At 46.1% G+C, this 26652-nt stretch carries 23 protein-coding genes and 1 other annotated feature; of the genes, 4 read left to right on the top strand and 19 right to left on the bottom strand.

Features of this window, described 5'->3' with window-relative positions:
• Nucleotides 1-29 precede the first annotated feature (29 nt).
• Nucleotides 30-1424 (bottom strand): arabinose-proton symporter AraE, encoded by a 1395-nt coding sequence (araE, locus tag LWH95_RS00880; protein ID WP_003235220.1) that lies wholly within the window; start codon nt 1422-1424, stop codon nt 30-32.
• A gap of 203 nt (nt 1425-1627) precedes the next feature.
• Here araE and araR point away from each other — a divergent pair, with 203 nt between their 5' ends.
• The gene (gene araR, locus LWH95_RS00875; protein ID WP_133485974.1) at nt 1628-2716 is read left to right on the top strand and encodes an arabinose utilization transcriptional regulator AraR; all 1089 of its coding nucleotides are present in this window, start codon (nt 1628-1630) and stop codon (nt 2714-2716) included.
• Between the two features lie 48 nt (nt 2717-2764).
• Here araR and LWH95_RS00870 read toward each other — a convergent pair whose 3' ends face one another.
• Nucleotides 2765-3775, bottom strand: a complete 1011-nt coding sequence (locus LWH95_RS00870; protein WP_133485971.1) for an LLM class flavin-dependent oxidoreductase — start codon at nt 3773-3775, stop codon at nt 2765-2767.
• A gap of 157 nt (nt 3776-3932) precedes the next feature.
• A complete protein-coding gene (locus LWH95_RS00865) occupies nt 3933-4811 on the bottom strand; it encodes a LysR family transcriptional regulator (RefSeq protein WP_225514620.1) in 879 nt (292 codons plus the stop codon).
• A gap of 97 nt (nt 4812-4908) precedes the next feature.
• Between LWH95_RS00865 and LWH95_RS00860 the strand changes: the two genes are divergently transcribed.
• A complete protein-coding gene (locus LWH95_RS00860; protein ID WP_060399512.1) occupies nt 4909-5826 on the top strand; it encodes a DMT family transporter in 918 nt (305 codons plus the stop codon).
• A gap of 39 nt (nt 5827-5865) precedes the next feature.
• On the opposite strand, the gene LWH95_RS00855 is transcribed toward LWH95_RS00860, so the two are convergent.
• The 9 genes from LWH95_RS00855 to LWH95_RS00815 form a co-directional block, all read right to left on the bottom strand.
• Nucleotides 5866-7209 carry an amino acid permease gene (locus tag LWH95_RS00855; RefSeq protein ID WP_003235229.1) on the bottom strand — a complete coding sequence of 448 codons (1344 nt, stop codon included), beginning with the start codon at nt 7207-7209 and terminating at the stop codon, nt 5866-5868.
• A gap of 64 nt (nt 7210-7273) precedes the next feature.
• Nucleotides 7274-7509 (bottom strand) — a binding site (T-box leader).
• A 97-nt stretch (nt 7510-7606) separates the two neighbouring features.
• Nucleotides 7607-8641 carry a glycosyl hydrolase family 18 protein gene (locus LWH95_RS00850; RefSeq protein WP_232918772.1) on the bottom strand — a complete coding sequence of 345 codons (1035 nt, stop codon included), beginning with the start codon at nt 8639-8641 and terminating at the stop codon, nt 7607-7609.
• Nucleotides 8642-8747: 106 nt separating this feature from the next.
• A complete protein-coding gene (gene lutC / locus LWH95_RS00845; RefSeq protein WP_003235234.1) occupies nt 8748-9470 on the bottom strand; it encodes a lactate utilization protein LutC in 723 nt (240 codons plus the stop codon).
• Entirely contained in the window at nt 9470-10909 is a 1440-nt protein-coding gene (gene lutB, locus LWH95_RS00840; protein WP_148982578.1) for a lactate utilization iron-sulfur protein LutB, read from the bottom strand. Before lutB ends, lutC begins: the two co-directional genes overlap by 1 nt.
• A gap of 26 nt (nt 10910-10935) precedes the next feature.
• Nucleotides 10936-11652, bottom strand: coding sequence for a lactate utilization iron-sulfur protein LutA (gene lutA / locus LWH95_RS00835; RefSeq protein ID WP_003235238.1), 717 nt, complete (start codon nt 11650-11652; stop codon nt 10936-10938).
• Nucleotides 11653-11840: 188 nt separating this feature from the next.
• Entirely contained in the window at nt 11841-12443 is a 603-nt protein-coding gene (gene yvfU / locus LWH95_RS00830; protein ID WP_003235239.1) for a two-component system response regulator YvfU, read from the bottom strand.
• Nucleotides 12444-12459: 16 nt separating this feature from the next.
• A complete protein-coding gene (locus LWH95_RS00825; RefSeq protein ID WP_232918771.1) occupies nt 12460-13575 on the bottom strand; it encodes a sensor histidine kinase in 1116 nt (371 codons plus the stop codon).
• 3 nt (nt 13576-13578) lie between these two features.
• Nucleotides 13579-14316 (bottom strand): ABC transporter permease, encoded by a 738-nt coding sequence (locus LWH95_RS00820; RefSeq protein ID WP_133485961.1) that lies wholly within the window; start codon nt 14314-14316, stop codon nt 13579-13581.
• Complete coding sequence (locus LWH95_RS00815; protein WP_232918770.1) at nt 14317-15222, bottom strand: ABC transporter ATP-binding protein; 906 nt, start codon at nt 15220-15222, stop codon at nt 14317-14319.
• A gap of 286 nt (nt 15223-15508) precedes the next feature.
• Between LWH95_RS00815 and rsbQ the strand changes: the two genes are divergently transcribed.
• Both rsbQ and LWH95_RS00805 read left to right on the top strand, forming a co-directional pair.
• Nucleotides 15509-16318 (top strand): sigma factor SigB/phosphatase RsbP regulator RsbQ, encoded by an 810-nt coding sequence (rsbQ, locus tag LWH95_RS00810; protein ID WP_232918769.1) that lies wholly within the window; start codon nt 15509-15511, stop codon nt 16316-16318.
• A gap of 33 nt (nt 16319-16351) precedes the next feature.
• Complete coding sequence (locus LWH95_RS00805; RefSeq protein ID WP_232918768.1) at nt 16352-17563, top strand: PP2C family protein-serine/threonine phosphatase; 1212 nt, start codon at nt 16352-16354, stop codon at nt 17561-17563.
• Between the two features lie 52 nt (nt 17564-17615).
• On the opposite strand, the gene LWH95_RS00800 is transcribed toward LWH95_RS00805, so the two are convergent.
• The 7 genes from LWH95_RS00800 to lutR all read right to left on the bottom strand — a co-directional run bounded on the left by LWH95_RS00800 (nt 17616) and on the right by lutR (nt 26521).
• Nucleotides 17616-18905, bottom strand: coding sequence for an arabinogalactan endo-1,4-beta-galactosidase (locus tag LWH95_RS00800; RefSeq protein WP_032731636.1), 1290 nt, complete (start codon nt 18903-18905; stop codon nt 17616-17618).
• An 80-nt stretch (nt 18906-18985) separates the two neighbouring features.
• Nucleotides 18986-21049: a beta-galactosidase GanA gene (gene ganA / locus LWH95_RS00795; RefSeq protein WP_232918767.1), complete on the bottom strand. Its 2064-nt coding sequence runs from the start codon at nt 21047-21049 to the stop codon at nt 18986-18988.
• Between the two features lie 18 nt (nt 21050-21067).
• Nucleotides 21068-21919 (bottom strand): arabinogalactan oligomer ABC transporter permease GanQ, encoded by an 852-nt coding sequence (gene ganQ / locus LWH95_RS00790; protein ID WP_232918766.1) that lies wholly within the window; start codon nt 21917-21919, stop codon nt 21068-21070.
• A 3-nt stretch (nt 21920-21922) separates the two neighbouring features.
• A complete protein-coding gene (gene ganP / locus LWH95_RS00785; RefSeq protein ID WP_133485949.1) occupies nt 21923-23179 on the bottom strand; it encodes an arabinogalactan oligomer ABC transporter permease GanP in 1257 nt (418 codons plus the stop codon).
• 39 nt (nt 23180-23218) lie between these two features.
• The gene (gene ganS, locus LWH95_RS00780; RefSeq protein WP_232918765.1) at nt 23219-24484 is read right to left on the bottom strand and encodes an arabinogalactan oligomer ABC transporter substrate-binding protein GanS; all 1266 of its coding nucleotides are present in this window, start codon (nt 24482-24484) and stop codon (nt 23219-23221) included.
• 140 nt (nt 24485-24624) lie between these two features.
• Nucleotides 24625-25617 (bottom strand): galactan degradation operon transcriptional regulator GanR, encoded by a 993-nt coding sequence (ganR, locus tag LWH95_RS00775; protein WP_232918764.1) that lies wholly within the window; start codon nt 25615-25617, stop codon nt 24625-24627.
• A gap of 181 nt (nt 25618-25798) precedes the next feature.
• Nucleotides 25799-26521 (bottom strand): L-lactate utilization/bacilysin biosynthesis transcriptional regulator LutR, encoded by a 723-nt coding sequence (lutR, locus tag LWH95_RS00770; RefSeq protein WP_269802248.1) that lies wholly within the window; start codon nt 26519-26521, stop codon nt 25799-25801.
• Nucleotides 26522-26652: the final 131 nt, after the last annotated feature.

The following is a 26652-nucleotide window of genomic DNA, read 5'->3' as shown; positions in this document are numbered from 1 at the left end:
ATAGAAAGGGCTGCTCTTTTAAAGCGTTTTCATTTTATCCAGAGCTTTTCAATCTCTTCGAGCGATTTGTTCTTTGTTTCCGGGCAGATCGTAACGACAAACAGGAAGCAAAGGATATTAATCACCGCAAAGATCCAGAATGTATAGGCGAGCCCGAATGAGTCGATCATCATTGGCACAAACTGTCCGATCGCCCAGTTTGCTCCCCATAAGAAGATGGTCGCAATCCCTGCGGCTCTCGCCCGAAGATGATTCGGGAAGATTTCAGAAATCATAATCCATGTGATCGGCCCTACAGATACACAAAATGCCGCCACAAAACCTAAAATAAAGAAGATCAGCATAAATCCGCTTGTTAACTGAAAGTAGAACGACGTTCCGATTAAGATCATAAAAATAGCCATAAAAGCAGAACCGATGGACATCAATTTTTTTCGTCCGACTTTATCAATCAGCAAAACCGCAATAACTGTAAAAATGACTTCTACAACACCGACAATACAGGTTGTCACAAATCCGGCATTTTGACCGAATCCCATCATTTTGAAAATTTCCGGCCCGTAGTAAGTAATCGCATTCATGCCGATGACTTGGTTAAAGAGCGCCAGCAGGATTCCAATGACAAGCGCCTTTCTGAGACCCGGCTTGAACAGCTGGGAGAGCGATCCCATTTGTTCTATTTTTAAAGAGTTCTCAATGTTCTTTAATTCTTCTTTTGCGACAGTTTCCCCATTAATACGTGTCAGTATCTTTAAAGCTTCATTTGTTTTGCCCGCTTTCGCCAGCCATCTCGGACTTTCCGGCACGACGAGCAATACGAGGAAAAAGATCACGGACGGCACCATTCCATAAGCAAGCATCCATCTCCAGCCGGTGTGAACGCCCCATTCGTATGTTCCAGACCGCTGCACAGCGAGATTAATAAAGTACGTTGCGGATATGCCCAATATCGTAAAGAGCTGATATAAGGAAGAAAGGCTTCCCCGGATGGCTGGCGGCGCCGCTTCCGTAATATACGTAACAGAGAGTGATGAGCCCATCCCAATCCCAAGGCCCCCGATAATCCTTGCAATGATTAAGGTAGACACATCTTGAGAAAGCGCCGAAACAATTGCTGATATCGCAAATAACAAAGCGGCTGTCATTAAAATTTTTCTCCGTCCGAACCTGTCGCTTAAAAATCCGGATATCCCGACGCCCGCCACTCCTCCAATCATAATGCTGGAAATCACAAGACCTTCCATAAACGGACTCAGGCTGTATAAATCTTTCAGAAAACCGATGGCGCCTGAAATCACTGCCGTGTCATAGCCGTACAATAAGCCGCCAAGTCCCGCCGCGCATGAGATCAAAATGACAAATCCCATTGAATGGCTTCTTGTTACAGGAGCATTTGGTTCTAATTGAGTTGGAGTATTCTTCATTTCCCTGCCCTCCCGAATGTTGAGTAAAGCGTTTACATTTACCTTTGTAATTGTACGTACTTATATTAAAATTTAACGAAAATTTCATTTAATTAGTACGTACAAATATAGAATAATCTTGTTTGCATTTTCTGTCAATGTTTTCTTACAAAGAACGCTGTGATATACTGAAATTTGTCCGTATACATTTTGGAGGAATAGATATGTTACCAAAATACGCTCAAGTAAAAGAAGAAATCAGTTCATGGATTAATCAAGGCAAAATACTGCCTGATCAAAAGATCCCTACCGAAAACGAGTTAATGCAGCAATTCGGCGTCAGCCGGCATACCATTCGCAAAGCGATCGGAGACCTCGTATCACAAGGTCTGCTGTACAGCGTGCAAGGCGGGGGAACCTTTGTCGCTTCACGCTCTGCTAAGTCAGCGCTGCATTCCAATAAAACGATTGGTGTTCTGACAACCTACATATCAGACTATATTTTCCCGAGCATCATCAGAGGAATCGAGTCTTATTTAAGCGAGCAGGGATACTCCATGCTGCTGACCAGCACAAACAACAACCCGGACAATGAAAGAAGAGGGTTAGAGAACCTGCTGTCCCAGAATATCGACGGACTTATCGTGGAGCCGACAAAAAGCGCCCTGCAAACGCCGAATATCGGCTACTATTTAAATTTGGAGAAAAACGGAATTCCTTTCGCGATGATTAACGCTTCATACGCTGAGCTTGCCGCACCGAGTTTTACCTTGGATGATGTGAAAGGCGGCATGATGGCGGCTGAGCATCTCCTTTCTCTCGGCCACACGCACATGATGGGCATTTTTAAAGCTGATGATACACAAGGTGTGAAGCGGATGAACGGGTTTATTCAGGCGCACCGGGATCGTGAGCTATTCCCTTCTCCGGATATGATTGTGACATTTACGACGGAGGAAAAAGAATCAAGGCTGCTGGAGAAAGTGAAGGCCACACTGGAGAAAAACAGCAAGCATATGCCGACAGCCATTCTTTGTTATAACGATGAAATTGCGCTGAAGGTGATTGATATGCTGCGGGAGATGGATATCAAAGTGCCGGAGGATATGTCTATCGTCGGGTATGATGATTCGCATTTTGCGCAAATCTCCGAGGTGAAATTAACCTCTGTGAAGCATCCGAAATCCGTGCTTGGAAAAGCAGCTGCCAAATATGTCATTGACTGCTTAGAGCATAAAAAGCCGAAGCAGGAGGATGTCATTTTTGAGCCTGAATTGATCATCCGCCAGTCCGCACGAAAACTGAATGAATAAAAAAGCAATGTATGGGTCTCCCCGCTACATTGCTTTTTTTTATAATTGTTATCTGTTTTTCCAAACGTCTGCGATGATTTCAAACGAACGCATTCTATCTGTATGTTCAAAGGTTTCTGAGTTGACCATAATTTCATCAGCCTGTGTCGTATTGACAAAGTCTTCGAGCTTCGCCTTCACTTCTTCCGGACCGCCGACAATCGTCGAGCTCAGCTGCTCATTGACCATTGCTTTTTCATACGGGCTCCAGATTTGATCCATATCCTCAACAGGCGGCTTAAGCTGATTCGGCGTGCCGCGGACAAGGTCAAGAAATCTTTGATAATGCGAAGTCGCAAGGTGCTGCGCTTTCTCGTTTGTATCTGCCGCGATAATGGTTACGCCGACCATCGCATACGGTTCATCGAGCACGTCTGACGGCGTAAAGGAATTGCGGTACAGCTCCAAAGCGGGAACCGTATTCGCCGGTGAAAAATGAGCGGCGAATGCAAACGGAAGACCTAGTTCGCCTGCCAGACGGGCGCTGAAGCCGCTTGAGCCCAGCAGCCAAATCGGCACATCTATGCCCTCTCCCGGAATGGCGCGGACTTGATTGCGCACATTTCCGGATGGTTTAAAGTAATTGCGCAGTTCCTCTAATTGTTCCGGGAAATCTTCACCGCTGTTGATGTTTCTGCGGAGCGCTCTTGCTGTCAATTGGTCCGTTCCCGGAGCACGTCCGAGCCCCAGATCAATCCGTCCGGGATACAGCGTTTCCAGTGTGCCGAATTGCTCGGCAATCACTAGTGATGAGTGGTTCGGAAGCATAATACCGCCGGAACCGACGCGGATTTTCTTTGTGCCGCCCGCAATATGGCCAATCAGAACCGCGGTGGCAGAGCTTGCGACACCTTCTATATTATGATGCTCAGCGAGCCAGTAGCGATGATAGCCCCATTCCTCAGCACGGCGCGCCAAGTCCATGCTGTTTCGGAATGATTCCGCAACCGTTCCTCCCTGAACAACCGGAGATAAATTCAAGACAGAAAGCAAGGTATCTTTGCGTTGTTGAGTAGACATGTTTTTCTCCTTTGCAATTGTGATATCAGTAAACAGCCTCAAGCTGTCAAGTCATGATCGAAAGGACTTCTATCACACCATAACACAACTGCAATCAGGAATAAAAGAATTTGATTCGATGAAATTCGAACAATATAAAACGAACGGTTTGGCACCGTTATTCTGCCCCAAACAGCTCCTGCGCCATATCAATAAAGAGTTTAGCCGCCAGAGAAGCCTCCTTTAGCGACGGAACAGCAAGCTGCACATCACGGTATACCGGCGGGTCCAGATCCCGCGTCACCACATGCTCCGGCAGCGGCATGCCCGACATGGACATTTCTGATAAGATCGCCAGGCCCAGTCCTTCTCTGATCATACTGATCGAGGTGTTAATGTTATAGACTGTAAAAGCGGCGTGCAGTGTAGCGCCCGCCTGCCTGAACATATCGATAAAAGGTGATTCATAGCCCCCGTCACAGACGATCATCGGTTCGTGATCGAGATCTTTCAGCGTAATGGCCGAACGGCTGCAAAGCGGGTGATCGTCCCTGAGAACGACGGACATTTTGTCTTTTTTCAGCGGAATGTACTCGATTTCCTCCGTCGGATACAGAAGAATGCCGACATCTATCATCCGCGTGTGAAGCCACTCCTTGACTTCATCTACCGTTCCTTCGTGCAGCACAAGCTCCAGTTTCGGATATTTTTGTTTAAACTCACTGATCAGCTTCGGCATAAAATAAGCCGAGGCAGTTGAGAATGTGCCGATATGGATCGTTCCCAGTTCAAGCCCTTTTTCCGCGGCTGCCACTTGCTCAACTTTTTCAATGCCTTTTAAGACTTCCCTGATGTGGACTAAGATCTTTTTCCCCGTATCGGTTAGCATCAGGCCATTGCGGCGGTCTCGAATGATCAGCTTCACATCAAGCTCAGCCTCGATCGCAGAAATCGCATGGCTGACAGCCGGCTGTGTCATGTTCAGCGCCTGCCCCGCTTTTGTAAAGCTCCCCGTTTCAGCTATTTTTACGAAAACCCTTAATTGTGTAATGGTCATAACAATTTACTTATGCTCCTTATAAAAAAGATTCATTTTATTTATCTTATATTCTACAGTATCATAATGGAAAAGTTCTACAAGGAGTGATTGAAAAGTGAAACAGCTTTCAAAAACGAAGACAGCTATCCTTCTCGCCTTTCTCGTCATCACGTGGGGCATCAATTGGCCGTTGTCGAAAGCAGCGCTCGCCTATTCGCCGCCATTATTGTTCGCGGGCATCCGGACACTGATCGGCGGGCTTTTATTGGTCATCGTCGCACTGCCGCGTATTCATAAATTACGATTAAAAGAAACGTGGCCGATTTATCTTGTTTCTGCACTTTTAAATATTACGTTATTCTACGGCCTGCAAACGATCGGGCTGAATTACCTCCCGGCGGGACTGTTTTCCGCGATCGTCTTCTTTCAGCCGGTGCTGATGGGCGTGTTTTCTTGGCTTTGGCTCGGCGAATCCATGTTTGCGCTGAAAGTGATCGGGCTTATCCTCGGTTTTGCGGGAGTAGCTGTCATCAGTGCCGCAGGCTTTGGCGGGCATATTTCTGTCATTGGGGTTCTGCTGGCTCTCGGCTCCGCACTCAGCTGGGCGCTCGGGACAATATATATGAAAAAAACAGGCAGCCGCGTCGATTCCATCTGGATGGTCGCTTTGCAGCTGACGATCGGAAGCGTGTTTCTGCTTATATCCGGCTTTTGGACAGAAAGCTTTTCTGCAATCCAATGGACAGTTCCGTTTATTACGAGCCTGTTGTTCATCTCTGTCTTCGTTATCGCGCTTGGATGGCTTGTCTTTTTTACACTTGTCGGTTCAGGGGAAGCAAGCAAGGTCGCATCCTATACCTTTTTGATTCCGCTCATTTCGATCGTGGCAAGCTCCATTTTCCTTCATGAACCGCTTACCTTAAGCCTCTTGGCGGGTCTGCTGTTGATTGTGACGAGCATCTGCCTCGTGAATTCAAAATCAAAAGCACAGAAAGCGGCGGCGATTGGTGTAAATGAGAAGGCTGCACAATAATAAAAAAACCTCTTGTCGTTGTGACAAGAGGTTTCTCATTTACTGATGTTTACGTCCATTGATCCAATAAAAAATTGTAATCAAAAGATAAATCGCCGCAGTGATGAGGGTAATGACAATTGACGTTGTCATGATGACCCCGATCAGAATGGCGAGTAACGCCAAAACCGCAAACCATGTCGTGTACGGGAACCATTTTACATAATAGGCCGGTGTTTCTGTTTGCTCTTTTCTCGATTTCAAATGAGCAAATCCGATGATCAGCCAAATGAATAAAACGGTATACCCCAATGATCCCATTAAGTAATTAAACGTTTGGCTTCCTGCGAACAAAGAAATCAATACGCCAATATAGAGAGAAGAAGTGCACATCAGAATCGCAAACATCGGTACATTTTTCGATGAGAGCTTCGAAAAGATCTTCGGGAGCCTTCCGTCAGTAGCCTGTGTATATAAAATGCGTGATGATCCGTATAAACCTGAATTCATTGAAGAAATGATCGCCAGCAGGATGACTGCGTTCATGATATGATCCGCGCCCGGAATACCTACCATTTTAAAGACCATGACGAAAGGACTTTCTGGAACGGAATTGACTTGATTCCATGGAATCAGGCTGACGATGATGAAAAACGGCAGCAGGTAGAACGCGACAATCCGTGTCAATGTGCTGCGGACTGCTTTCGGGACAACCTTTTCAGGATTCTTTGTCTCAGCAAGCGTCACACCGATAATTTCTGTACCGCCGTAGGAGTAGATCACGACAAGCATCGCCGTAATCAGCCCTGTGCCGCCGTGCGGGAAAAATCCGCCGTGCTCTGTCAGGTTTGAAAACCCGGCAGCTGTATGATCACCGAATGATACAAATAAGAGCAATAATCCTAAAATAATAAAGACAATAATAACGGTAATCTTGATCATTGCCAGCCAATATTCAGTTTCGGCAAAGATTTTAACAGAAAGCAAGTTCACAATCGTGACGATAAGAGAAATCCCTAATGCCAGCACCCAGATCGGGCAGCCCGGCAGCCAATATTGAATAAAGATCGCAGCGACAACAGCTTCAGCCGCAATGTTAAGCACCCACATTTTCCAGTATATCCAATCCAAGAAATAAGCAGCGTAATTTCCTAATACCTGCTGGACAAGATCTCGGAAGGTTCTGGCGTTACGGTTGCGCACAGCCATTTCCGCGAGCCCCTGCATAATAAACAGCAAAATAATTCCGCCGAGCAGGTATGCGATAATGACAGATGGACCTGCCACATCGATCGCTGAGCTGCTCCCTTTAAATAAACCTGCGCCGATTGCTCCGCCCAGCGCCATCATCATAATATGGCGGGACGTCATCGTGCGTTTTAACGTCTGATTGTCCTTTTTCATCCTCTTGTACCTCTCCTTCTCATTTTCAAAAACAAAAAAAGCCCGCCGTCTCCTATCTAATAGATAAAGAGACGACGAGCCTTTGGCTGACCGCGGTACCACTCTTGTTGATTCTTCGTAAAGAATCCAGCTTTTGACCTGTAACGAAGGTTAGCCGTTAAAACATAGGGAATATTCAATCTATTCCGTTCCGTCTTACCACTCCCGGGCGAGTTCAAAGAAGAATCAGGCTGCGTCGCACCACCCCGCAGCTCTCTTTTCTGATCGCTTTCTTTTACTGCTCCCATTCTATGTGTTGTAGTTTTCTGAAAAACTTAAATTTTATGATCTGAATATATTAACATAATATACGTGCTTCTCTTTTCCCTGTCAATAACTTCAGAGAAAAAAGAAACTGTTATTTTGTCCCTTTTTGGATGGCTTTCCAAAAGGATTCTGACTCGTTTCCTAATGCATAGACTGAGACACCTGCTATTTTATATTGCTTTGCCAGATGGCTTTTCGTTTGAACGGTTTTTTCATTTTCATACCACACGACATGTTTATGCTTCTTTTTGTCAACGTAAGAAAACGTCATCGAACCTGATTTTTTGTTGAATGCCGGCTTTGCTTTCTGCTTCTTGATGAGGGACATAAGTTCATTCCATTCCCGCATGGCGCTGCCGCTTCCGTCTTTTACATCCCAGTCATAGCCGTACGCAGGGATTCCCATAATGACTTTATTGGCTTTGATTTTCTTGACTGAAAACTGCAGAGAGCTTTTGATCCAGCTTGTGCTTGCCACTGATCCCGGCTCGCCCCAAATACCATGTTCGTCGTAAGTCATGACTTGTACGTAGTCGGCATATTTACCGATTTTCGCATAATCATACGGCCAGCTCCAGTCATCGTTTTGATCATCGGCGCTTTTGGCCGGAACGGAAACCATTGTTTTAATATGTTTCTTTTTCAGGACCTGTGAGACATATTGAATGAAGCTTGAGTATTTGGATCGGTCTTCTGGATGCACTGCTTCAAAATCGATATTGATACCGTAGTATGAGTGCTTTTTGGCCAGTGCTATCAGCTGATCTGTGAATCGTTTTTTCGCTGTTTTATTACTCATGACCCGCTTTGCTAAATCTCCGTCAAAATCGTATATGGCGTCATTATAGTTTGAAATGACAGCCCATGTCTTGATTTTTTTCTTTTTCGCATATGTCAGCTGCTTGCTCGGGGCATCGCCAATGACTTGTCCGTTTTTTTCAAAGGCAAACGTATCTGTGGCGATGGAATTCATGTATGAATGATATTTCGTAAGAGAATTGTATGAGGCCGTATCTCCAGTGGTGTAGCCTAATGTCATGCCGGCTGCCTTCGCTTCTGTTTTTGTATACATAAACAGCACGATCGCAATTGCCAGTGAAACAGCAATAATCAGCCATTTTTTCATCGCATTTCCTCCTTTTTCAAGTCATACTCTTCTCATCGGCCAAAAAATTGGAAGTTGAAGTTTTTTCAAGCAAAAAGCCCGGCAGCACATGCCGGGCTTCCTGAGATCAGCGATCAGATACGAGAATGTATGCAGCCTTTACAGGTCCGTGCACCCCGACGACCAAATCCATTTCGATGTCGGCTGAGTTGCTCGGTCCGGTAATGTAGTTGACGCATGAGGGAACAGTGACGCCGTCCGCAATGTTTTGGCGGATGATATCACTGGCTTGCGTCATTCTCGGCACAATGCTTGATTTCGGCACAATCGCAATATAGGTCGTCGGCAGAAGGCTGACGGACCGGCCGATGTCTTTTGAGGAAAAGAGGACAACCGTCCCCGACTCTGCCAGTGTGATTTCACTGAATGTGATCCCTACATTGGCTTGCTCCGCTTTTTTGATATTTTCTTCGCCTTTGTCAGCATCCCACTCCCAGACCGGTGTTCCATCGCTCGGCCAGTCTTTGGTAAGCAGGCTTTTTAGTCCGTATGCTTCAAAGCGGGAGTCTTTCGGAATGATGACAGGGCCTCCGGAAAACCGGCTGACTTGTTCGCGGAGGGCATCGTAAAGGCCGGTTGAATCGGTTTCAATCAGCTCTGTATGGATTTTGACACAATGGTTTTTGAGCACTGTCACTAAGTCATCTGCTGAATATCCTTCAAGTGTTTTATATTGCGGTTGGTGCGCCCACTCAGGGACTGCCACGCCTCCTGTTCTTCTTTCACGGCCCAAGCGTGATGCGATCCGGTTTAAAAAGCTCTCCTGATTCTGAACGGTTCCCTTCGTCATCACTGCTCCTCCTTCGTGCGTTCACTTGTTTCTCTGTCTGTAAACCAGTCTCTGAATCTTGATTTATGCGGTGCCGGGAAGTCGCGGATCTGTGTCCAGCTTTTGAGCAGGCCGGGTCCTTTCGAAATTTTTTCGTCCTCTGTAAAAGGCGTCATGGCGGCTGGCGCCCATTTTGAGCCCATTTTATAAAGCGACAAAGAGGACGCGCCAAGTCCGAACGCTTTCATCGCAAGCTTTTCGCTGATCGGCGCTCTTCCTTCTTTTTCGACGATGTTCTGGCGATGCTTGAGAAGCAGCTCGTGAAGCGGAATTTTGACCGGGCAGGCTTCTGAACAAGCCGCGCACAATGTAGACGCGTACGGCAGCTCCTTAAAATCGTCATAACCACCGAGCAGCGGCGATAAAACCGCTCCGATCGGCCCCGAATAAATTGAGCCGTAAGAGTGTCCGCCGACATGGCGGTACACAGGGCAGACATTGATACAGGCGGCACAGCGGATACATTGCAGCACAGACTGGAATTCCGTACCGAGAATGTTGGAGCGGCCATTGTCAACAATGACAAGATGGAATTCCTCCGGCCCGTCCACTTCCCCTTCCAGCTTCGGGCCTGTCAAAGCCGTAATATAACTTGTCAGCCGCTGTCCGACAGCGCTTCTTGTCAGCATGCTGACAAGCACTTCAAATTCAGAAAATGACGGGACAATCCGCTCCATGCCCATCACGGTGATTTGCGTTTTCGGCAAAGTGCTCACAAGCCGTCCGTTACCTTCATTGGTCACAAGGCTGACAGAGCCCGTGTCAGCGATGGCGAAGTTACAGCCGGTAATGCCGATATCCGCTTCCAGAAACTTTTCCCGGAGGATGGTGCGCGCATGCATGACGAGCTCTTCCGGTTTTTCTGTATGTTGATAGTCCAGCCTCTCTTTAAACACATCGCGTATCTGCTCTTTATTTTTATGAAGGGCGGGCGCTACGATATGTGACGGCGGATCATGATCATCAATCTGCAAAATATACTCGCCGAGGTCGGTTTCGACGACTTCGCAGCCTTCCTGTTCCAGCACCTCATTCAGATTGATTTCCTCTGTGACCATTGATTTTGATTTCACGATTTTCTTCCCGTTCTTCTTTTGAATGACATCGCGAATGTAAGAAGACGCCTCTTCCGATGTTTCCGCGAAATAGACATGCCCGCCTCTTTTCGCCACATTTTCCGCAAGCTGGCCGAGATAGAAATCGAGGTTTTCAAGGACATGCTGCCTGATTTCCTCTGATAGCGAGCGCCACTCTTCCCAGTTTCCCAGCTCTTCGGCTGCTTCAAGGCGCCGTGTCCGCAGACGTTCCTGCGCACCTGAAACAGCGCCTCTCATAAATTCATTATCAATCCCCTGTGATACCCGCTCTTTAAAAGCGTCAGTACCGATTTTCATCGCCATGATCCTTTCCCCCTCTGAATCCAGTTTTATCTGCTGTTGAGCACTTCGGCGATGTGCATCACTTTGACATTCTTGTCTTTTCGGTCAAGCCGTCCCCCGATATTCATCAAACAGCCGCAGTCAGCACCGATCAGCACCTCTGCTTCCGTTTCTTCGACGCATGCGACTTTTTCATCGACCATCTGTTCAGAGATCTGCGCCATTTTGACGGAGAATGTTCCTCCGAATCCGCAGCAATTGTGTTTGCCCGGAAGCGGCGTGAATTCAAGCCCTTTCACATGACTCAGCAGCTTCATCGGCTCCTCCGATACCCCGAGGAGCCTTGTCATATGGCATGACGTATGTAAGGTTGCTTTTTTATGAAGGGTTGCGCCGACATCCTCCACCCCGAGGACGTTCACGATGAAATCCGTTAATTCATACGTTTTATCCGCAAGCTTCTGCGCTTTATCCGCCCATTTCGGGTCATCTTTAAACAGGTGCGGATACTCCCTGAACATTGTGGTGCAGGAACCGGATGGACTGACGACATAATCTGACTCCTGAAACGTTTCAATCATTCGTTTCATTGCTTTTTTGGCATCATTCACGTAACCGCTGTTGTAAGCCGGCTGGCCGCAGCAGATCTGCCCCTCCGGAAAATCAACCTCACACCCAAGCCGCTCAAGCAGCTCAACCGTTGCTTTTCCTACGTTTGTTTGAAACATATCAACAAGACAAGTGACAAAAAGTGAGACTTTCATGATGAACCCCTCTCTCATCCCCAATATATGATCAGGTCATCAGATGACCTGAGTTAAAATAACTATATGAATATCGTACACTATTCTGATAATGGAAGGAAAGGGTTTTCTGGGGATATTTTCATTTGCGGGCATATAAAAAACACTCCTGATCTCCCAGGAGTGCCGTGATGGTGAAAAACATATGGTTAAATCCAGCCCTTTTCCTCAGCAATGCTGGCGGCTTCTGTCCGATTTTTCGCATCAAGCTTTTGGATGATTTCTGATATATAGTTTCGGACTGTGCCTTGAGATAAATAGAGTTCAAGCGTAATATCTTTTGTTGTCTTGCCTAAAGCCGCCAGCCGCAGAATTTCTTGCTCTCTTACAGTGAGCGGATTTTCGTCTCTAATCATATTAAACGTCAGCTCCGGGCTGAACACTCGTTTTCCCTTTACACACTTTCGGATGGCATCGGCCAGATCGTCAATTTCCCCGTCTTTCAGCAGGTAGCCATGTACGCCGGCTTTGACGGCGCGTTCAAAATATCCGGGGCGGGCAAAGGTGGTTAATATAATGACCTTGCTGCCGCAGCCTTTTTGCATTAATGCCTCTGCCACATCCAGCCCGCTTCGAACCGGCATTTCAATGTCCATGATGCACACATCCGGCTCCAGCTTCAAAATGGCTTTTAGCGCCTCTTCCCCGTTTAATGCTTGTCCGATGACTGTCATATCCTTTTCTAAATCAAGCAGAGATCCCAAAGCGCCTAAAAGCATTCGCTGGTCCTCAGCAATAAACAGACGAATCATTCTTTTCGTCCTCCTATCATTCTGCTTTTTTAATAAGCGGAATCGTCAGTGTCAAAACCGTTCCGTTATGGGCTAAAAGCGTTAATCCGCCTTCAATGAGCATGAGCCGTTCTTCCATTCCCCGCAAGCCATTCCCAAATGTTTTCTCCTTTGCCGCTCCCTTTCCGTCATCCCGTATGACAATCCTCATTTTGTCAGCAAACTGAGAAATGGTGATGGCGCAGTGGGTTGCTTTGCTATGCTTGATGATATTGGTCACGGCTTCCCGCATACACATACTGATAATGTTTTGAGTGACGGGAGATATTGCTGAAAAGTCTTCGTCTCCTTCGTATTGAAAGGTAATGTTCCCCGTTTTTAATATGTGCTGAATGTTGGCGAGCTCCTCCGTCATCGTGACCGTTCTCATATCAGAAACAAGCTCACGAACTTGCTTAAGTGCGGCTCGTGAGCTTATTTCCATTTCTTTTGCCTCAAGCCGTGTCCGTTCTGGATCAGATGTTGCCAGCCGCTGAATCAGCTGGCTTTTTAATGTAAGGAGCGACAGGGTATGGCCGAGGGTATCGTGAAGATCACGGGCGATTCGAACGCGCTCCTCCCTTTTGGAGAGTTCCCTTATCTGTTCGTTTGCTTGGTCAAGCTTCGTTTCAAGCTCTATTCTCCGAAACATAGAACGGATTCCGAATGGAGAAATGAGCATGATGACCTGAAATGGAAGAATAGAGAAAAGCTCCCGAATTGAGACCGAATTCGCAAATAATTGATACAGACAAGGGAGCAGCAGCATGAAGATTAAACCGCAGAAAGCACGGTTAAACTTCGTTTTCTCTCTGTAATAACCAACAAAGTTTGCCGGGAAAAAACCTAAGTACATATAGCTGATATCATAAAACAGACTGTATATAAAAATAACCGCCATTTGCACGATGAGCCAACACGTAAACGATCCTCTGCCCAAGCTGCAGAACAACTGGCGATATGCTGCGACAAAAAGGACCAGCATGCCATATCCAATCACCTGTTTGATGCCTGATTCTTTCAATAAAGAGAGGAACGGCATAATGATGTACACCAGAAAGATATAAGGGAAAAACCCGAATTGCTTCGGGAAAATTGATACTGCCTTTTTCATGTATTACACCGCTTCTTGTTTTCTTCTAATATACTTAGATAGTAGCATGAAGAGCATCAAATAAGCGATTAATATCAGAATATTTTTCCAGGATGGGAATTCGTCTCGGACAAGTTCCCACGCTCCGCTCCCGAAATGATAAGACGGAAGCCACCGGCCAATGTTCTGCATCATGTCAGGCATGACCTCAAACGGCATCCACATGCCACCGCCTAAAGCCAGCAGCATGTAAAGCACATTACTGATTCCGGCCGCTGTTTCTACTTTTCTCATGAGGCCTATTAGTGTGCCTAATGCTAAAAACGGCAATGCGCCAAACAAAATCCACAGTCCGCTCATGATCCATTCAAACGGTGACAAGGCAATGTCATTGATAATGGCGCCGAAAAGAAAAATGACGGTAATGGATAAAACGTGAATCACACTTTGGCCAATCATCTGAGCTGATAAATAAATATGATCCGGAAGAGGCGTAATGCGGATAAAGGCAGTCCAGCCCTGTGACCGTTCTTGAACCATACGGATTCCAAGCGTCATGATAGAAGAACCCATCACGCTGAAGACTGTCATCGACATTAAGTAATGGGCGTCCCATGCACGTTGATCAGGGACGTTGGTATTCACTACATTGGTAAAGAGATAATAAAAGGCAATCGGCATCATCAGCGACCAAAGCACAAAGTACTTATTCCTAAGCACCCTTTTCATTTCAGCTATGCTTTGCTTCTGGAGCATGTTCACTCACATCGCCTCCCTGTTTCCGTCAGCCAGCTGGCGAAATGCCTCATCAAGCGTTCCTTGCTCAATTCGAATATTGCGTGCATGTATGTTTTCTTGAAAGATCAGCGCTAACACTTTGTCTGTATTTGATGTTTGGATGATGGTTCTCTGATGCTTTTGGATCACTCGCTCTACTTCCGGGTGACGAGACAGCTTTTCCAATGATTCATCTGAATGAAGCGTAAAGGAAACAGACTGTTTTTGAATCCTAGAGCGGAGCTGCATTGGTGAATCGTCTGCCACAAGCCGTCCATCAGCAAAAAATAAGATTCGCTGTGCGGCATCATCTGCTTCCTGTAAATAGTGAGTTGAGAAAATAATCGTTTTCCCTTGATCCGCCAGCCCATGAATGGTCTGCCAGAATCGATGTCTTGATGATGTGTCCATTCCGACTGTCGGTTCATCGAATATAAGCAGCTCCGGGTTCCCGGCAAGAGCCAAAGCAAAGCTCAAACGGCGTTTTTGTCCGCCGGATAATTTTTCTGCTCTTGTTTTCAAGTCTTCTTTTGTGAGTGCTGTTAACGAAACGAGTTCTTTCATGGACAATGGATTCGGATAATAGCTTCGGAAGAGTTCGAGGATTTCATTCACCTTTAGCCCCGGCATGACACTCACTTCCTGCAGCATCACGCCTATTTTTTCGCGAACCCGTTGATCATCGGGAAGCCGGTTAAATAGTTTGATTTCTCCCTTAGTCGGTTTCAGCAATCCTAATATCATGGAGATAACGGTCGTCTTCCCTGCCCCATTCGGTCCGAGAATGGCTGCAATTTCTCCTTTTTCAATGCTGAAGCTGATGTTGTTTACAGCTGTTTTTTGCTGGAAATGTTTTGTCACATTGCTTACTGATACTGCCTCATTCATCACATGAGCACCTCCTGATGGCTTACATTGATTGTAAAATGACTGAGATGATGATGTTAGTATGGGGTGTCATGATGATTGAGTGACAAATGTCATATTCTTTCCCGCCGCAGGTGCCTAGGCCATCCATCCTCTACATCTTCCAATTCATCCAGCTCTCCTATGCCGGATGTCCTCTTTCTTTTAAACTGCTATTTACTTTCATAGAAAGACACCCTCTTCAAACCGCCCGAGTGTTATGATATACATATTGAACTTTATTTTACTTTCCGGCTGAAAGGAGCCAATCATGAACGAAGCGATTTTGTCTCGAAATGATGTGAAGGTGAAGGGCAGCGGCAAAGCCTCTATCTTTTTTGCACCTGGTTTTGGATGCGATCAAAGCGTGTGGAATGCCGTGGCGCCGGCCTTCGAAGAAGATCATCAGGTCATTTTATTTGATTACGTCGGTTCGGGACATTCAGATTTGCGCGCATATGACCTGAATCGTTACCGGACACTTGACGGCTATGCCCAGGATGTTCTAGATGTTTGTGAAGCTTTAGATCTGGAAGATACCGTGTTTGTGGGTCACTCTGTCGGAGCAGTGATTGGGATGCTTGCTTCCATCCGCCGCCCGGAACTCTTTTCCCATCTGGTGATGGTGGGCCCTTCTCCTTGCTATTTGAATGACCCGCCTGAGTATTACGGAGGATTTGAGGAGGAGCAGCTCCTTGGCTTGCTGGAGATGATGGAGAAAAATTACATAGGCTGGGCAACTGTATTTGCGGCCACCGTTCTGAATCAGCCAGACCGGCCTGAAATCAGGGAAGAGCTTGAAAGCCGTTTTTGTTCTACTGACCCTGTGATTGCCCGCCAATTCGCGAAAGCAGCGTTTTTTTCTGATCACCGGGAGGATCTTTCGAAGGTAACGGTTCCCTCTCTTATCCTCCAATGCGCAGATGATATCATCGCACCGGCAGCAGTAGGTGAGTATATGCATAAGCACCTGCCTTATAGCAGACTGAAACAAATGGAGGCTCGCGGGCATTGTCCCCACATGAGCCATCCTGAAGAAACGATACAGCTGATCAGCGATTATTTGAAAGCACACGTGTGATACGGAACGAAAGGGATAGAGGTGACCCTCTGAATGGACAAACAATTGAATAATGCACCATGCGGTTTCCTCACTTTGTCAGAAGAGGGTTCAATAATAGCGGTCAACCGCACCCTGCTCAACATCCTAAAATATGAGCAGGAACAGGTAATCGGCGAGCATATGGATACGATCTTGACCGTTTCCGCACAGCTTTTCTACCAGCTTTATTTTGTTCCACTTTTGAAACTGGAGCAGCACATTGAAGAAATGTACATTTCCCTGCAAACAAGAGATGGAGAAGAAATTCCCGTCCTTGTCAATGCGGTTGTAAGAGCTGATCGCGGAGCATCTGTCACCGAGTGTGTTCTGATTCCGATGCGGAAGCGAAATGAATATGAAAATGAACTGCTGATGGCCAGAAACGCAGCCCAGGAAGCTTTGTTTGCCAAACAGAAAGCCAATGCAGAATTAGAAATTGCTTTAGGAACGCTGAAGGCTAAACAAGAAGAGCTTCTTGAGATCAACAAACAAAATCAGCAATTTAAATTAAACACCAAAAGAGAGCTTGAGCTCGCCAGAAAGATTCAGGAAAACTCGTTGACTGAACCGATTGTAAATGATCAGATTCAGATTGAGTCTTATTACAAAGCATCCAGTGACTTATCAGGTGATCTATACGGATTTTATCAAATCGATGAACACCGTTACGGCATTATTATCCTTGATGTGATGGGTCATGGGATTTCATCTGCTTTGATTACGATGTCTCTTCATCCTTTGTTCCAGCGCCAGATCACGCAAGGTCTCAGTCCCGGCAAAGTCATGAAAGAATTAGACCGCCATCTTCACAGCTTGTTTCAAAATGATGAGGAAGCAAGACATTATTGCACTGCCATTTATCTCGAGATTGATACAGCCCGGCAAAGAATTGATTATGTCAACGCAGGGCATCCCCCGGCATTATGGCAGGGCGCCGGAGGAACCCAAAATCTGCTGCAGGCAACTGCGCCTCCGATCGGGATGTTTGAAGACACAGTGTTTCAGTCAAGCAGCCTTCCATACACGGAGGGCGGAAGGCTTCTTCTTTATACAGATGGCGTGATGGACCCTACGGCTTCATGTTATTTATTTGATTTATTGAAGAAGCATCCCGAGTTGCCTATTACCGACCTGAAAGAGAAAATGCTTACATCACTGCATCAACATAAGGAAGCCCATCATAAAAGTGATGACGAATGTTTTATAGTAGTTGATTTGAAATAAAAACATCCATGAGACATAACAATGATTTGTTACATCTCATGGATTTTCTGTTTCAGCGTTTTTTCGGGTTATGTCCTGACTCCGCATATTGAAACACCTGCAAGGAAGGCAACGGGTGTCCGTTAAAATCAAACAAAGCTTGATTATCCACAGCGCTTCCCCCATACCATTTCCCGGCATCTTCAGGGTCGTATTCGGCAGCGTAGCTGGAGGCCCAGCCTGACCCGTACGTTTCCCATAACACTTTGTTTTTCTCTATTTGCGTTTTCGGCCCGACTGGAATCCACGCAGGCTCCCAATAGAAAACGCCAAGTCCTGCCGTGCCCGTATTTGCTACAGCCTGCATCACATCTCTTATCGCATCTGCCTGGCCTTGAACGGACATTGGATATGGCAGCGTCTGCCCGCTTTTTGGCGCTGTATTTTCATGACCGTCGCCATCCTCAGCGGTATAGGTGTATGATGTCTCCGCGACCATAACTTTTTTGCCGTACGTATCAGCGACAGCCTTCAGCACGGAGGTCAAATTCTGTACTGTGCCGTGCCAGAAAGGATAATACGAGCTGGCAAACACATCATAATCCACTTTGTTTTTGCGTAGTGTTTCTGCAATAAATGAATACCTTCCAGTCGTTTCAGGATTGGTAAAATGCAGTGCGACCAGAATGCCGCGGTTTGTTTCCCTGACCGCTCGGCTTCCTTCGTTAAACAATTGGCTCATCTTCGCCCAATCGGTTTCGCCGGCAAATGCCCCTGTTGTTTCATTTCCGACTTGAACCATGCCGATGTTGACGCCTTCCTTGATCATCTTTTGAAGGCTTTGTTTCGTATACTCATAGAGCTTTGCTTTTTTAGCTTCAAAGCTGAGATTCGTCCAAGCTTTGGGCACCTTCTGTTTCGCAGGATCGGCCCAGAAATCAGAATAATGAAAGTCGGCCAGCACCTTCATTCCGTTCGCTGTCGCTCTTTTTCCGATTTCGATGGCTTTTTGGATATCATTGTTTCCTCCTCCATACCCGTTGCCATTTGAATCATATGGGTCATTCCAGATGCGGACGCGAACATAGTTGACGCCAGCTTGTTTTAAGGTTGTAAAGATGTCCTGAGGTTTTCCGCTTGTATTGTAAAAGGTGACGCCGCTGTTTTCTAAAGCAATAACACTGGACACATCTGCCCCTTTGATAAAATCCTTGTTCATACCCTCTACTTTTTTAACGAAAAGCTCATCTGTCTGAAGCTCTGGTACATGTTTCTCCCCCTCAATGGCAGCGGCATATCCCGTTGAACTGAATGCACTCCACACGATAACAGCCGCAAAGAACATTTTCACTCTGCTTCTCATGATTCCACCCCTCTCTCCAAAGTAAGCGTTTTCAAATATACAAGAAAAAAGAATCCGCCCAAATCGAGCGGAGCATCAGCCTAATGTGTGTTTACGACGATTCTCACTTCATATTTTTCCATCGTCAGGTCGCCTGACAAGATTTCTCCTGTCATCATATCCTTCACACTCTGATCAAACGTGACCAGCTGCTTTTCTTCCGTAAAATTCATGACAAAAATATAATCATGGTCCTGATCCTGCCTCACTTGTACGGAGACGCCTTTTCCGTGCCGAACCGGAAAAACAGGAGAAAGCGACAGGTCTGTGATCAGTCCTTTATAGAAATCCCGATGAAATTGATCTTCCAAACGCGCACCGATAAAATACGCCTTTCCCTGCTGATATTGATGGCTTGTCACCGCTGGCGTACGCGCATAAAAATCTTCTTGATACACCGCTTCTGCTGATGCGGTCTTGACATCGATCACCGTTGCATAATCCTTCATTTCATATGTTTGGCTGCGATAGCTGACAGCATTTCGATCCTTCGGATACAGCGTGTCGGTTTCAAGAGGCTCAATCCCGAAAATAGCCTGCAGGTCCGGATGCCATCCGCCTGTGTACGTTAAATCATGCTCATTTACAATTCCGCTGATATACGTCATGACTAAAGTGCCCCCGTTAGCCGTAAACGCTTTTAAACGGGAAATGGTGTCTTCGCTCATTAAATACAGCATTGGGACGATCAGCAGTTTATATGGTGAAAAATCTTGTTCTTTCGTGATGACGTCGACAGGGATATCGTGTTCCCAGAATGTGCGATAATGCTGCTGAAGCGTTTGCGGATAACGTTTTGTCGCCTTCGCAAACCCCTGAGCATCCTCGAGCGCCCAATGATTTTCCCAGTCATATAAAATAGCGGTTTCAGCGGGCCTCATCGTTCCGACAACCTCGGACAGCCGTTCTAATGTCTCGCCGACTTTGGCCACTTCTTGAAAGACCCGGTTCTTCGGGCTATTGTCATGATCCACTACTGCCCCGTGCAATTTTTCTGATGACCCGCGTGATTTACGGTATTGGAAATAGAGAACGCTGTCCGAACCGTGGGCAATCATCTGCATGGACGACAGCAGATTCATGCCCGGGCGCTTCGCCTTGTTGACGTTATGCCAATTGACTGCGCTTGGCGTACACTCCATTAATAAGAAAGGCTGCTGCTTCAGGCTTCGGTACAGGTCGTTGATAAAGCCGACCTTCATCGCTAAATCAGCTGTGCTTTCCCAGTCATTGTGCCAGACCGGATAAGCGTCCCAGCTGATGACATCGACATGCTTCGCAAATTTGCTGTAGTCGATGCCCTGATACGGTATCAAATCCGGTGTATCAGCCATAAAGTTCGTTGTGATAGGGATATCAGGCGTCAGTTCTTTCAGCGGAATGATTTCATTTTCATAAAACGAAATCGTTTGATCGGTGACGAACCGGCGCCAGTCTAAGTTCAAGCCGTGCAAGCCATTTTCACCGATCGGCGAAGGGCTTTCAATCTGTGACCAGTCATTGAATGTATGGCTCCAAAAAGGAGTCCACCACGCATGATTTAATGTCTTGAGGCTGTTGTCATATTTTGATTTCAGCCACTCCCTGAAAGCATGCTGGCATTGTTCGCAGTGGCAATCTCCTCCGTATTCATTTGAAATATGCCACATTAACAGCGCCGGATGATTGCCATATCTCTCTGCTAATAACCGGTTGATGTGGCGTGTTTTTTCACGGTAGGCCTTTGATGTGATGCAGTGGTTGTGCCTTCCGCCGTGCAGCTGTTTGACTCGGGAAGCATTGACACGCAAAACTTCAGGATAGGTTTGCGACAGCCAGGCAGGACGGGCTCCGCTTGGTGTTGCTAATATGACCCGGCCGCCTATACTGTGAATCTGTTCAAAAATATCATCAAGCCATTCAAATTGGTATACGCCCTCCACCGGCTCAAGCGCGCTCCATGCAAAAATGCCGACAGAAAACGTATTCGTATGAGAAAGCTTCATCAGCTTGATATCATCAGCTAAAATATCGGGCCGATCAAGCCACTGATCAGGATTGTAGTCTCCTCCGTGGAGCATAAATTTTGCTTCTGTTACGTGCGTTTTTTCAAGCTTCGACATCATATTCTCCTCCTTATTCTCCTAGCCTTTCGTTCCCCCTGCAGTTAATCCGGACACAAAATTCTTTTGCAGCATGATAAAGATGACGGCAACCGGGATGCTGATGAGCAGGGCTCCGGCCGCAAATGTCGTATAGCTGGCCCCCATGACATCGTTCACTAAATTGAATAGGCCGACGGGCAATGTATATGATTCAGGCGTTCTCAATATCGTTGAGGACAGCACAAAATCTCCGAGCGGGCCGGTAAAGCCGTTCATAGCGACCACTGCCGCCATCGGTTTTGATAATGGCAGAATGATCTGGAAGAAGATTCTTGTGCTGCTGGCCCCGTCAATCTTGGCGCTTTCGTCTAAATCCATCGGGATGGAATCCATGTACCCTTTCATCAAATACGTATTCATCGGGATCAGGCCGCCGATATAAAGCAAGATTAACAGCCAGTGGCTATTGATCATCCCCAAGATTTGCGCCAATACAAACAAGGCAATTAAAGCCGAAAACTGGGGAATCATTTGCAGCAATAAAAAGAGAGTTAAAGCGTATTTCCTCCCTTTAAATCGAAACCGCGAAAACGCATAGGCGGTAAAAGTCACACAGATCAAAGACCCCGCCATCGTAAACAGGCTAATCTTCATTGAGTTGATATACCACTGCACATATTGAAGGCTTTCTTTGCCCGCAAATAATTCCTTGTAATGGTCGAATGTCGGATGCTTCGGAATGATGGATGTACTGATCAAGCTGTTGCCGGGGTTAAAGCTAGCGCCTGCCGTCCAAAGGAGAGGATAAACAATGATGACCGTCATACAGGCTAACAACAAGTAAGAGAAAAGGAGACGGATATATTTTCTGACCTTCATATCTGCCAGCATGCCTCATGCCTCCTCTTTAAAAGACTTCGTCCGTCTGAACTGCCACAACGCAATGGAAATGACGAACACAGATAATAAAATCGTTAAAGCTGCGGCGAGTGAATATTGGCTGGACTGCATTGTCAATTTATAAATCCACGAAACGAGGATATCTGTCCCGCCAGCTGTTGATCCGGTGACAGCCGGACCGCCGCCATTGAATAGATAGATAATATTAAAGTTATTAAAATTAAACGTAAACTGAGTAATGATAATCGGAGCCATGGCAATGAACACCATTGGAAGCGTGATGTATCTCAGCTTTGCGAAGACAGAAGCGCCATCAATCGTGGCTGCTTCATACAGATCGTCCGGGATCGACTGCAACACGCCTGTTGAGACAAGAAAGATGTACGGAAACCCGAGCCAGCCCTGCATGAGAATCAGCGCAAGCCTAGACCAATTGGCATCTGTCATCCACGGAAGAGGCTCTATCCCGAAAAAAGCCAAGATGTCGTGATTCATCGCGCCGAAGCTGTCATTAAACAGCCCTGCAAAAATTAAAATCGTAACAAATCCGGGAACGGCCCAGGGCAAAATCAGAATCGTCCGGAAAAAGCGTTTAAAACGAATGTCTTTCTGATTGACAATGATCGCGAGAAAAATCCCTAAACTGACTTGCAGTGTGGATGCGGCAAGTGTCCAAACCACCGTCCAAGCCAGCACATCAAAAAAAGTCGACCTCCAAATATCAACTGTGAAGATGTTTGAGAAGGTTTGAAAACCGACCCAATCGATTAATTTAGCAGGAGGGGAATGGTACAAATCATAGTTTGTAAAAGCTAATGCAAAGCTGAACAAGATCGGAAAAACCACGGCGAATATTAAAATAAACAAAGATGGGCCGCTGACAACATAAGGATAGCCCTGAGAAATGATATTTTGGTATTGTTCCTTTAGGGAACCCAACGGCTTGTTTTCATCACGCCGTTTTCCGCTTTGAAACGCATCGCGAAGATTCGCATAATACACCGCAAGGCCAAAGCAGGTCACAATCACAGCGATAATCCCTTCCGCCAGGAGAAACACGGAATTATCCCGCGGCACTTCTGTTCCCAGAGTAAAGATTCCCCAAAACCCCATATTGAGCAGATCTCCAAAGACCGCAAAAAACGATGCGCCTAAGAAAAGAAAGACAAAACCTTTTATCCATTGCTTGTTATAAAATTGCCCCAGCCCCGGGATGATTGACAGGAACAAAGCGATTTGACGATGCTGCACCGTTTTCACCTCTCTTACCATACGAATCTAGCTTTCTCTTTATTTTCCGCTGTGCTTTGCCTTGATTTGTCCTTTGGCCGTTTCAGCTGCTTGATCCAATGCTTGTTTGGGATCCGCTTTTCCTGTTGCAATCGTTTGTAATGCCGAATCAACCGGCGTCCATATTTCATTCATTTCCGGGATATTCGGCGTCAGCTCTGAGAAGCGGGATTGTTCAGTAACAGCCCGTACCGCCTCGCTTTTCATAATAGCCTGGTCATTGGCTAAGGATTTCACAGCAGGGACTTCCTTCGTTTGTTCATATCGTGTTTTAGAATTCTTTTCGTTCGCGAGAAAAACGGCTAATTCTTGCGCCAGCTCTGTATTCTTTGAAAACGCACTGACGTTGTAGCTTTTGACGCCGATAAAGGAGCTCATGTTTTTCCCATTTTCCAGCTTCGGCAGTTTCGTTATGCCATAATTGATTCCTGCTTTCGAAAAGGCTTCTACATTCCACGGGCCCGAAATAATCGCGGCGGCTTTTCCTTCTGTGAACAGTGATTCCAGCACATTAATCCCTTGTTCTCCAATAATGCCTGCCGGGAATAAACCCTCTTTATAAAACTTTTGAATCAGCGCCGCACCTTTAACAGCGCCTTCATTATTGATCCCGATGTCAGACGGGTTATAGCTGCCGTCTTGATTCTTACCGAAAATGTATCCGCCGTATCCGCTCATCACACTTTCCGCGTAATAAATTTGATCGAACAGGGCTAAAAATCCAAACTTGCTTCCGTCAGCTGTCTTTTTAGAATAGTCGTACCACTCTTCCAGCGTTTGCGGCAATTCCTTCTCTGAGATGAGATCTTTGTTGTAAAAAAGCACTGTCGTTTCGACCGCTTTAGGCAGCCCATAAAGCTTTTGATCTACCATTTGAGACTGAATGGAAGCGTCAGTATAGAGCGATTGAACGTCCTTTTCGACATGTAATTCCTTAAGTAATCCTTCCGTCACAGCCGTTCCGATTTGGTCACCTGGCATTGTTAACACGTCAGGCCCCGTGCCGGCCGGTCCGTCCATCCGCAAATCTTCAATCTGCTGGGCATACGGTTTTTCCACGACTTTAACCTTTACATCATGCTCTTTTTCAAACGCAGCAACGGCGTCTTTAATGCCCATGCTCTTTTCTTTATCCTCCCACACGACAAGCTCTGACCCTTTTGAACTTGATTTGGCACTGCTGCTTTCCTTTGGGCCGCAAGCCGCCAAGGATAAACTGACAGCCGAGCAGAGCATGAGTACGGAACACTTTTTTACCATTTTCATTGATTGTCACCCTTTTCATATGAATGAAAGCGCTTTTAAAATAATATAGCACGCCCGAGAAAATGTGTAAACAAACTATTTACCTCCATCAGTAAATTTTTTTACCTAAATAAAAAATGACTTAGTCTCCTAAGCCATTGTTAATTCATACTCTTTCTGACGATTAATTCCGCCCCCAAGTATAATGTTTTTACCGTTCTTCTTTTGTCTTGCACTTGTTCAAGCAGCATTTCAACAGCATTTTTACACAATTCATGTATATCAATATGAAACGTTGTCAGAGGGGGCGAGACATACTTTGCGAAGCTGATGTTGTTGATGCTCACAACGCTCACCCTGTTCGGTATGGCAATTCCCTTTTCATTCAGGGCTTGCAGACAGCCTACTGCAATCGGGTCCGCCGCGATCAAAAAAGCGGTCGGGAGCTGATCACCTAATGTGTCAATCGCTGCTGTCATCAGGCGGTACCCGTTTTCCACAGAGAACCCGCGATGACAGAAAATATACCGCTCGTCCAGCATGCCTTTTTCCCTCATATAGGATCTGAAGGTTTGTTCGCGGATGTCCATTTCATCCTGATTGTTGTTGGGATTTTTGTATGTGCCGCCGATAAACCCGATGGTCTTATGCCCCTTCTCGCTCAGGACGTTTACCGTTTTTCTTGTCATTTGGGCTAAATCAGGCCTTACCGAGTCAAAATGATCTGGATCAGGAGTTGAATCGATAAAGACGCCGTTTTCAGTGAGATTTCTGAGGAAAGCCAGCTCTTGATCAGAAAATGTGCCGACGGCAATAAACCCTTCGATATGTTCAGGAATGCTTTCGATTCCATCCGATATTTTATAAGTGGTCATGTCGACATTGAATGCTTTCGCCAGTTTCTCTACCTCTAATCTCATCGTTTTAAAATAGACATCTTCTAATTCTTCTTTATCTGTCAGCCAATATAAAAACGCAATATGTTTCACTAGCGGCCTTACTGTTTTCTTGCGGTAATTGAGCTTTTCTGCCGCTTCATAGATTTTCTCCCGTGTCTCATCAGGAACAGAAAGGCTTTCATCGTTATTTAAAACGCGGGAAACGGTTGAAATCGAAAATCCCGCTTCCTGCGCGATATCTTTAATTGTCGCCATTGCATCTGCCTCCATTATTCAGCTTGCCGTTCATTTTAGTAAAACATTTTACTTCCTTTTCCGTAAATGTCAAGTGCACAAGGCCCTTACTGCATCATGTAAAAAGACTGAACCATTTGCGGCTCAGTCTCGGTTGTTTGTATCATGCGGCACCGGCAGAATTGCCCGGGAAATGAGTTGGTTATTGCACATTTTCCTCGAAATATCCCGAAAGCACATCTTCCACATTCGTCAAATGCGCCAGCATGGCAGCCTCCGCCTGCGCTCCATCCTGTGCTGCCACGGCCTTGTAAATCCGTTCATGCTCCTCATAAAGCCGCTGAACTGAGGTCTTTTTGGAAAACAGCCAGATTTTCCGTGTTTCTCTCATCGTTTCCAGCAGCAATGATGAAACATGATTCATCAAATGTTTGAGAAGATCATTTTGGGAAGCGTCAGCAAGCGCCAGATGAAATGCGAAGTCTGCTTTCTCGCCCAGCTCCCCGTCCGCTTCAATGCTGCTCATTTCCTTTAACGCAGCATGAATTCTTTCGAGATCCTCTTCCGTCCTTTTTTCAGCAGCTAATGACGCCACGCCGATTTCAAGCAGTTTTCTGACCTCGAGCAGCTGCTTGACGTCCTCTTTTTTCATAAGAAGCGCGGCTGAGAGCGGCTGAGAAATTTGATTCGGTTCAAATTCCTTCAAGTACGTGCCTTCTCCCTGTTTCATCTCGACAAGCCCCATCGCTTTTAATGCAGAAAGTGCTTCGCGGACCGCTGAGCGGCTGACTTGAAAGCTTTCAGAAAGCGCCTGAACGGAGTCCAATTTATCTCCCGGCTTCAATTCGCCGGTTTTGATCATATCTAATAATGCATCCGCCACTTCTTCATATATTTTCTTTGTTTTAATCTGTTTGTATTTCAATGCAATTCACCCCGTAACTTGTAGGTCTGGCTGGTTACGATCTATTATACTCTGTTTTGGGGGCCACCAAAAGATTTTGACAATTTTGTCAAAAAGTCTTGTACTTTGATTTTTTTCAAAATATAATGCTA

It is taken from the genome of Bacillus sp. G16 (assembly GCF_021282335.1).
GTDB classification, from domain to species: domain Bacteria; phylum Bacillota; class Bacilli; order Bacillales; family Bacillaceae; genus Bacillus; species Bacillus inaquosorum.
The sequence above is the reverse complement of the archived record's forward strand: the minus strand, read 5'-3'. Positions and strand labels throughout refer to the sequence as shown.